An 8,219-nucleotide genomic window follows, 5' to 3' on the forward strand; every position below is an offset into this window, starting at 1 on the left:
TTTCATTTTCGTGTTATAAGAAAAACGTCTTTCAAAAACTCTTTCGAGAAGCAGGTCCTTCGATCTATGGAGGTTTTTACCGATGCTCATGCTGGAAGTAACGCTGAGGTATTCCGTCTTGCGTTCCAGAATGTATAAGCGCGCGCACTTATACATTCTTATACGATTAGAGAACCTGGCTACGCCAAGCTTTTGGCTTAAGCCATAGCTGCCCTTATAAACGACCAACCAACTACATGCAGATGAGATGCTGCCTCATCGTTCCAATCATCGATCCCAACTAACAAAGGAATCTCAGTCTTCCGCAAGATGTCCCCAAACCGAGTACCCGATCTCCTATCGTTTCACGTGAAACACAACCATCCCGCTCAATCGTCCTCATCTCCGCCTTGAACGGGCTTCGCTTTTTTGACCGGCTCCTCTGCCGGCTCATCCTCAACATGCTTATCCTTAAGAAAAGTAAAAAGATGAGGAAACAACCGATGGAAATCCAAAACCAGATAGGCAAAAAAAGCAGCAATAATTGCTGTCACATACATCCCCGCACTGAATAACAGACCAATGGCAGAAGCGACCCACATGCCGGCAGCTGTGGTCAGCCCTTTCACTTCCCCATTGTATTTCATAATTGCCCCTGCGCCGAGAAAGCCCATACCTGTGACGACTTGTGCTGCAACCCGCCCCGGGTCATTGTTCGTTCCGTTGGATGAAAAACCGTAGATCGATGCCAGCCCAAACAAACATGAGCCAAAGCAAACCAGGCTGTATGTTCGAAAACCCGCTGCTTTTGTTCGATGTACGTCTTTGTTGAATCGTTCCCGCTCCAATCCCATGATCGCTCCGGCTACGAAGGCGAGAAAAAGCCGGAGCAAAATGATGGGCAGTTCTGGAGGGAAAAATGTAGATAGCAATACGTTCATTTGTTCGACAACCCCTTAGGTGGTTTCTCTAGTATGTATATGCCGGTCTTGCTAAATCAAACATCAAATCAGGAGGTTATGTATGTTTTCAACTCGATTATCTCACTGTTCGCCACAATCGCCAATAACTTAGAAAACCTGGCTACGCCACGTTTTTGGCTTAAGCCGAGGTTGCACTTAACTGTACAAAAAAAGACTGCAGTCATCAACTGCAGTCTGAAGGGTGACGTCTATTGTTAAAGAATCGGCTTTTTGGCAGGAATCCCCGCTTTACGCGGATATGTTTTTGGCGTTGCTTCCTGTTTTTTCACGATGATAATGTTGCGTTCTCCTGCCTCTTCCGGGAGTTCGAAGGTTTCTACCTTTTGCGTTTTTCCGCCGAGCAGCTTGATCGCTTTCTTGGCTTCTGCCAGCTCAATCGATGCGCCTGCTCCTTTCATCACCAAAAACGTGCCGTTCAGGCGAACGAAAGGAAGGCAGAACTCGGCTAGCAAATTCAGTCGCGCAACGGCCCGCGCTGTTACGACATCGAACGATTCACGCAGCTTCGGATTTTGACCAGCTTCCTCCGCTCGCGCATGCGTAGGCGTAAAGTCGGTAAAGCCCAGCTCTTTGCCAACATGATTCAAAAAGTTCATCCGTTTGTTCAGTGAATCGATCACCGTCATTTTCAGGTGTGGAAAACATATTTTGAGAGGAACGCTGGGAAAACCAGCGCCTCCCCCGATATCGGCTACACTTTCCACTTGATCAAACGGGAAGTAAAACGCTCCGGAAACCGAATCATAAAAGTGCTTGTTGTACACTTCCTTTTCCTCGGTTATGGCGGTCAAATTCATTTTTTCATTCCATTCAACCAGCAAGCGATAGTAGGTGGCGAATTGCTCCGACTGCTCAGCTGACAGGTTGATTCCCTTTTCCGCAAGGGCTGTGACAAACTGCTCTCTATCCATCCGTACGCTCCTTATTCATCTGTGCCTGTGCCGGCAAGCACGCGGTGATATTGGTCCAAGTAGACCATCAGCACGGAAATGTCAGCCGGATTCACCCCGGAGATGCGCGATGCCTGCCCAATGTTAAGCGGACGGATTTTCCCCATTTTTTCGCGTGCTTCTTTGGACATGCCGGAGATTTGCTGATAATCGATGTTTGCCGGAATCCGTTTCTCTTCCACTTTTTTCATTCGTTCAACCTGCTGGAGTGATTTGCGGATGTAGCCATCATACTTGATTTGAATTTCCACTTGCTCGCAAACGTCTGCTGGCAGCGCTTCCGGCGCAGGTGCCATTCTGTGGATATGCTCATAGGAAATCTCCGGTCTGCGCAGCATTTGCGCCAAATCGATAACTTCGGTCAGCTCAGGGCAATTGACTTCCTTCAAAATCGCTTGTACCACTTCTTGATCAGGACGCACGCGAGTGGTATGCAAACGTTCCTTTTCCGCCTCAATTAACGCGCGTTTTTTCTGGAAGCGCTGGTACCGTTCTTCGCTGATCAAACCGATCTCATGGCCAATGTCAGTCAAACGCAGATCCGCATTGTCATGACGAAGCAGCAAGCGATATTCTGCGCGGGAAGTCAGCAAACGGTATGGCTCACTCGTCCCTTTCGTCACCAGATCATCGATCAATACGCCGATGTACGCCTCTTCGCGGCCCAGCACGATCGGCTCTTTGCCTTGCACTTTCCGTGCGGCGTTAATGCCGGCCATCAGTCCTTGCCCAGCTGCTTCTTCGTAGCCGGAGGTTCCATTGATTTGACCCGCGGTGAACAACCCTTCGATCACTTTCGTTTCCAGGGACGGCCACAGCTGTGTAGGTACGACCGCATCGTATTCGATCGCATAGCCGGGACGCATCATTTTGACGTTTTCCATTCCTTCCATCGAGCGAAGCATGGAGAGCTGGACATCTTCCGGCAAACTGGTAGAGAGGCCTTGTACATACATCTCTTCCGTATTGCGGCCTTCCGGTTCAAGGAAGATCTGGTGGCGTGGCTTGTCATTGAAGCGAACCACCTTATCTTCAATCGAAGGGCAATAGCGTGGGCCAGTGCCCTCGATTGCGCCGGAATACATTGGAGCACGATGCAGGTTGGAGTTGATCAAGCCATGTGTATCTTCATTGGTGTACGTCAACCAGCAAGGAAGCTGATCCGTAATGAATTCTGTTGTCTCATAAGAGAAAGCCCGCGGCACCTCATCACCTGGCTGGATCTCCATTTTGGAGAAATCCACACTGCTTTTATGCACACGTGGCGGTGTTCCCGTTTTAAAACGCACCATCTCCAGGCCCAATTCCTTCAGATGGTGAGCCAGACGTACCGATGGACGCATGTTGTTCGGGCCGCTTTCATATTGCAAATCGCCGATGATGATTTTTCCGCGCAAATACGTTCCTGTCGTCAAAACAACCGCTTTTGCTGTGTAGCGCGCGCCTGTTTGCGTCACGACGCCCTCACAGACGCCGTCATTCACAATCAGTTCCTCAACCATCGCCTGACGCAAAATCAGGTTCGGCGTATTCTCGATCGTCTGCTTCATTTGATGCTGATACGCGAATTTATCGGCTTGCGCTCGGAGCGCGTGGACCGCAGGGCCTTTTCCGGTATTCAGCATGCGCATCTGGATGTGCGTTTTATCGGTGTTTTTGCCCATTTCGCCGCCCAGCGCGTCAATTTCCCGCACGACATGCCCTTTGGCAGGACCGCCGACCGATGGATTGCATGGCATATAGGCAACCGCATCGAGGTTAATGGTCAACAACAGCGTTTGGCAGCCCATTCTTGCTGCAGCCAGCGCCGATTCACAGCCGGCATGGCCCGCACCGATGACGATGACGTCAAAATGTCCTGCTTCATAGTTTGTATTCATCTTGCTCTCCTCCTATTTCCCCAGACAAAACTGCGAGAAAATCTGGTCAATCAAATCGTCGCCAACACTTTCGCCGATAACCTCGCCCAAAAGCTCCCAAGCCTTTTTTATGTCGATCTGGACCATATCCACAGGCATGTGGTCGTCAATTCCGACAAGCGCCTCGTCCATGGCGGCTGCCGCTTGTTTCAAGAGATGAATATGCCGCGCATTGCTTACATACGTCATGTCGCCCTGCTCTACGCGACCGCTGAAAAAGATTTTCGCGATCGCCTCTTCCAGCAGGTCGATCCCTCGCTCCTGAAGCGCGGAGGTCATCACCAACGGCTGATCAGGGAAGTGTTTTTTAACCTCTTCCAAATCGATTTTTTGCGGCAGATCGAATTTATTGATGATCAAAACGACCGGCAATCCTTTCGCCGCTTCAAAAATCGCGTAATCATCCGCCTGGAGCTGTTCATTGTAATTCAGCACGATCAAAATCAGATCGGCTTGCTGCAGCAGCTTGCGCGACTTCTCTACCCCGATGCGTTCCACGATGTCTTCCGTTTCACGAATCCCTGCGGTATCGATCAGACGCAGCGGCACGCCTCGCACATTCACATATTCCTCAATCACATCGCGGGTCGTTCCCGCCACATCGGTGACGATCGCCTTTTCTTCCTGCACCAGGCTGTTTAACAGTGACGATTTCCCCACGTTTGGCCGCCCTACAATCGCTGTGGACAACCCTTCTCGCAAAATCTTCCCTTGACTGGCCGTTCGCAGCAGCGCGCCAATCTCTTTTTTAACTTCCAGACACTTGTTTCGAAGCAGATTTTGCGTGAAATCTTCGACATCGTGCTCCGGATAGTCCAACGTAACCTCGATGTGTGCCATCGCTTCAATCAGCAGTTGGCGCAAGTCGCGAATCAAGCGGGACAGTTTCCCCTCTACCTGCGACAATGCGACCTTCATCGCCCGATCCGTTTTCGAGCGGATCAAGTCCATGACCGCTTCCGCCTGCGACAAATCGATGCGCCCATGCAAAAACGCCCGTTTCGTAAACTCGCCCGGCTCCGCCAATCTCGCCCCGCTGGACAAGATCAACTCCAGCACGCGCTGCACAGAAACAAGTCCCCCGTGGCAATTGACCTCCACGACATCTTCACGCGTAAACGTACGCGGCGCACGCATGACGGAGACAAGCACTTCTTCCACAACCTCATTTGTATCCGGCTCAACCAGTTTTCCATAATGGATCGTATGGGTATCCACAGTGGATAACTGCTGTTTGCCCCGGAAAATTTTATCCACAATCTCCAGCGACTCGGTCCCGCTCACACGGATGACGGCGATCCCACCTTCACCCATCGGCGTCGCGACCGCTGCGATAGTATCCATTTCCACTTTTTTCACCTCGAAAAAATGCAATTCCTCTAACTAACTAGAATATCACAGGATCCGTTCAAAAGACAGCAACGAAAGCGCGCCCCACTTATTCACAATGTGCAGCACGCGAAAGATTCGACCGCCGCTGCCCCTTTCCATTTACCCTCAGTATGATCCGAACCAATCGGTTAAAAACATCGTGCCGCAGTTCGGCGAACCAGAGAGGCTCATATGATGAAACCGTTGGGACGAAAAAAAGAAGCCCGATCAATCAGGCTTCTTTTGGTGCAACAACGATATAGCGGTGCGGCTCTTCCCCTTCACTGAACGTCACAACATCCGGTCTGGCTTGCAAGAAGGCGTGAATCACTTTGCGTTCCGCTGCCGACATCGGCTCCAGGCGAACGTTTCGTTTCATCTGAAGCGCTTTTTTGGCGATCCGGTCAGCCAGCTGCTCCAATGTTTCCTTCCGGCGCGCCCGATAATTTTCTGCATCCAAGACGATGCGGACGTGTTTCTCAGCATGGCGGTTGGCTACAACATTTACGAGATATTGAAGTGCATCCAGGGTTTGACCGCGGCGGCCGATGGTGACTCCAAGGTTTTTGCCCTGGATATCAAACAATGTGCCATCGTCCGCCTTTCGTGATTCGATCGTGGCCTCAACCTGCATTTGCTGCAGGACATCTGCAAGAAAGCGGCGCCCTTCTTCAAGAGGATCATACTGAAACTCGACCTCAACTTTTGCGTCCCGGGCGCCGATCAAACCGAACAATCCTTTACTCGGCTCTTCCAGGACGCGGACCGAAACCCGTTCGCGTGGAACACCCAGTTCTGACAAGGCTTTTTGAACAGCTAGATCAACCGTCTTTGCAATGGCCACCACCTTTTTCACTTGGCGGTTCCCTCCTTAGGTCCTACTTTCGGCGTACGATCGCGATACAAGAAGTAGCTTTGAACGATCGTAAAGCAGTTTCCATATACCCAGTAAAGCGACAATGCGGATGGCAATGTCACGGCAATCGCCAGGATCATCAGCGGCATCATCACCGTCAGCATCTGCATTTGCGGATTGTTTGCAGATGTCATCGAACCCATCATCTTTTGCTGGAAGTACGTTGTAATCGCAGCGAGGATCGGCAAGATGTAATACGGGTCTTTCACACCCAACTCAAGCCACAAGAACGAATGGGCCTTGATTTCCGGCGTGCGTACGATCGCATGGTAAAACGCAATCAAGATCGGCATTTGCACAAACATCGGCAAGCATCCGGCCAACGGGTTTACGCCGTTCTTTTGGAACAGTTGCATGGTTTCCTGCTGCGCTTTCTGCGGGTCGTTTTTATGCTTTTCGCGGATCTTGGTCAGCTCAGGCTGAATCGCCTGCATCATTTTCGAACTCTTGATCTGCTTCACCATCAGAGGAAGCGTAATCAAGCGAATGATGATGGTGGCAACCAGGATACCCAATCCATAGCTTCCGCCCAAAATCATCGAGCTTTCCTTGATCAGCCAGGAAAGCGGATACACAAAATACTTGTCCCATATCCCGGTAGCATCCGGCCCGATTGGCTGCGGGCTGGCAACATTCGTGCCACAACCCGATAAGACCAATACGATCAGGCCTAACAGGACCATAAGGAAAAGATGTTTCTTCAATGAGATGGTCCTCCTTTTTTCTTTTCTGACGGGACGGGATCGAATCCGCCCGGGTGAAACGGATGGCACTTGGCGATTCTCTTCACGGCAAGCCATCCTCCCTTTACAGCCCCATGCGTTTGGACCGCTTCCAAAGCATAGTGCGAACAAGTCGGCATGAACCGGCACGTCGGAGGCTTTAATGGAGATATGAAGAGTTGATAGAATCGGATCAGCCAGACAAAAACGGCAGCCATCACGTTTTATCCTCTTTTTGCGTCATGTTTTTCATGTGATTCGTGCGTTTTGGGCAGCGTCTGCGCATTCAACACTTTTGCCCGCTTCATGGCATGCTGAAGCGAGTTGCACAATGATTGAAAATCCATCAATTCTGTGCCCGGTCGTGCAATGATAATCAGATCTATCCCTGTTTGAATCTTATCTTCCAATCTGGAGCAGGCTTCCCGGATCAGTCGTTTCACCCGGTTGCGCACAACAGCGTTTCCGAGCTTTTTGCTGACAGAGATGCCAATGCGGTATCCAGCTTGGCCAGATAAAGAGGAATATACAATAAACTGCTTGTTCGCGGCCGATTTTCCTTTTTGAAAAATGGCTTGAAACTCCTCATTTTTTCTCAGCCGATGCGAATGATGCAAGGCGAACAACCCCTAACATCAACATTATAGTGGAAAAAAGTGAACTCATCCACTCAGTATAGACGATTTTTCACTCTTTTTTTCCCTAATTTTATGTATAGAAAAAGGCCACTTAACTTGTGGCCTATGCAGAAAGAACTTTTCTACCTTTGCGACGACGTGCAGCCAAGACCTTGCGACCGTTTTTAGAGCTCATACGCTTACGGAAACCATGGTCTTTTTTGCGTTTGCGATTATTTGGGTTAAAACTTGGCTTCATACCTTTTACACCTCCGTCCCTAAAAGGCATTCTTTTGGATTATAGAAACAAATAGGCAAAAAGTCAAGTGGTTTGGAAGCCATCCTCATTCACAAGTTTATCCAGCCGGTTGTGGATAGATTTTTTATCCACATTTCATGTTTCGACAAGTTTTTCTACAGGTTTTACACAAAATATAGGGGTGTGAATATCTGTCGTACACAAGTGGTAGTGTTTGTGGATAAGTCTTAAAAAACCATTGATATTGCTTATTTTTTTTGTTATCATGTGTATGTTTTGAAGAGTGGATAAGTATTCTGCTTCCTAATAATAATCCACAGCATGTGGATAAAATTGTGGACAGAATCTAATGCCTTGTGCATTTCATTATGCACACGTCTGCGGATAACCGTCTACTTTTTTTCTCTTTCATTAGTTATCCTTTTTCATCTTAATTCATTTATCCACATTTCGTGTGAATGATATTTTTTGTTTAGATTACGAAAGAAAGGAGGGGCTTTTTG

General features: G+C 49.2%; 9 protein-coding genes. All 9 read right to left on the reverse strand.

Annotation, left to right across the window (positions count from 1 at the left end):
- Positions 1–368 precede the first annotated feature (368 nt).
- The gene (locus tag ACTID9_RS28595; RefSeq protein WP_441069057.1) at positions 369–920 is read right to left on the reverse strand and encodes an MgtC/SapB family protein; all 552 of its coding nucleotides are present in this window, start codon (positions 918–920) and stop codon (positions 369–371) included.
- Between the two features lie 236 nt (positions 921–1,156).
- A complete protein-coding gene (gene rsmG, locus ACTID9_RS28600) occupies positions 1,157–1,873 on the reverse strand; it encodes a 16S rRNA (guanine(527)-N(7))-methyltransferase RsmG (RefSeq protein ID WP_122920166.1) in 717 nt (238 codons plus the stop codon).
- Positions 1,874–1,884: 11 nt separating this feature from the next.
- Positions 1,885–3,792 (reverse strand): tRNA uridine-5-carboxymethylaminomethyl(34) synthesis enzyme MnmG, encoded by a 1,908-nt coding sequence (mnmG, locus tag ACTID9_RS28605; protein ID WP_441069059.1) that lies wholly within the window; start codon positions 3,790–3,792, stop codon positions 1,885–1,887.
- A gap of 12 nt (positions 3,793–3,804) precedes the next feature.
- Positions 3,805–5,181 carry a tRNA uridine-5-carboxymethylaminomethyl(34) synthesis GTPase MnmE gene (mnmE, locus tag ACTID9_RS28610; RefSeq protein WP_441069061.1) on the reverse strand — a complete coding sequence of 459 codons (1,377 nt, stop codon included), beginning with the start codon at positions 5,179–5,181 and terminating at the stop codon, positions 3,805–3,807.
- A gap of 253 nt (positions 5,182–5,434) precedes the next feature.
- On the reverse strand, positions 5,435–6,058 hold the full coding sequence (jag, locus tag ACTID9_RS28615; protein WP_441069063.1) for an RNA-binding cell elongation regulator Jag/EloR: 624 nt from the start codon (positions 6,056–6,058) through the stop codon (positions 5,435–5,437).
- A complete protein-coding gene (yidC, locus tag ACTID9_RS28620; protein ID WP_441072762.1) occupies positions 6,055–6,801 on the reverse strand; it encodes a membrane protein insertase YidC in 747 nt (248 codons plus the stop codon). Before yidC ends, jag begins: the two co-directional genes overlap by 4 nt.
- 17 nt (positions 6,802–6,818) lie before the next feature.
- Positions 6,819–7,058: a membrane protein insertion efficiency factor YidD gene (gene yidD / locus ACTID9_RS28625; protein WP_441072764.1), complete on the reverse strand. Its 240-nt coding sequence runs from the start codon at positions 7,056–7,058 to the stop codon at positions 6,819–6,821.
- A 6-nt stretch (positions 7,059–7,064) separates the two neighbouring features.
- A complete protein-coding gene (rnpA, locus tag ACTID9_RS28630; protein WP_441069065.1) occupies positions 7,065–7,457 on the reverse strand; it encodes a ribonuclease P protein component in 393 nt (130 codons plus the stop codon).
- A 124-nt stretch (positions 7,458–7,581) separates the two neighbouring features.
- The gene (rpmH, locus tag ACTID9_RS28635) at positions 7,582–7,716 is read right to left on the reverse strand and encodes a 50S ribosomal protein L34 (RefSeq protein WP_122920171.1); all 135 of its coding nucleotides are present in this window, start codon (positions 7,714–7,716) and stop codon (positions 7,582–7,584) included.
- Between the last annotated feature and the right edge of the window lie 503 nt (positions 7,717–8,219).

The sequence above is a fragment of the Brevibacillus fluminis genome (genome assembly GCF_052072235.1).
Lineage (GTDB): Bacteria > Bacillota > Bacilli > Brevibacillales > Brevibacillaceae > Brevibacillus_D > Brevibacillus_D fluminis_A.

What these genes read in the sequence shown, in the direction of transcription:
- mnmG (WP_441069059.1), bottom strand. Translation starts at nt 3,792, where the DNA reads ATGAATACAAACTATGAAGCAGGACATTTTGACGTCATCGTCATCGGT.
- rsmG (WP_122920166.1), bottom strand. Translation starts at nt 1,873, where the DNA reads ATGGATAGAGAGCAGTTTGTCACAGCCCTTGCGGAAAAGGGAATCAAC.
- yidC (WP_441072762.1), bottom strand. Translation starts at nt 6,801, where the DNA reads ATGGTCCTGTTAGGCCTGATCGTATTGGTCTTATCGGGTTGTGGCACG.
- rpmH (WP_122920171.1), bottom strand. Translation starts at nt 7,716, where the DNA reads ATGAAGCCAAGTTTTAACCCAAATAATCGCAAACGCAAAAAAGACCAT.
- yidD (WP_441072764.1), bottom strand. Translation starts at nt 7,058, where the DNA reads ATGGCTGCCGTTTTTGTCTGGCTGATCCGATTCTATCAACTCTTCATA.
- ACTID9_RS28595 (WP_441069057.1), bottom strand. Translation starts at nt 920, where the DNA reads ATGAACGTATTGCTATCTACATTTTTCCCTCCAGAACTGCCCATCATT.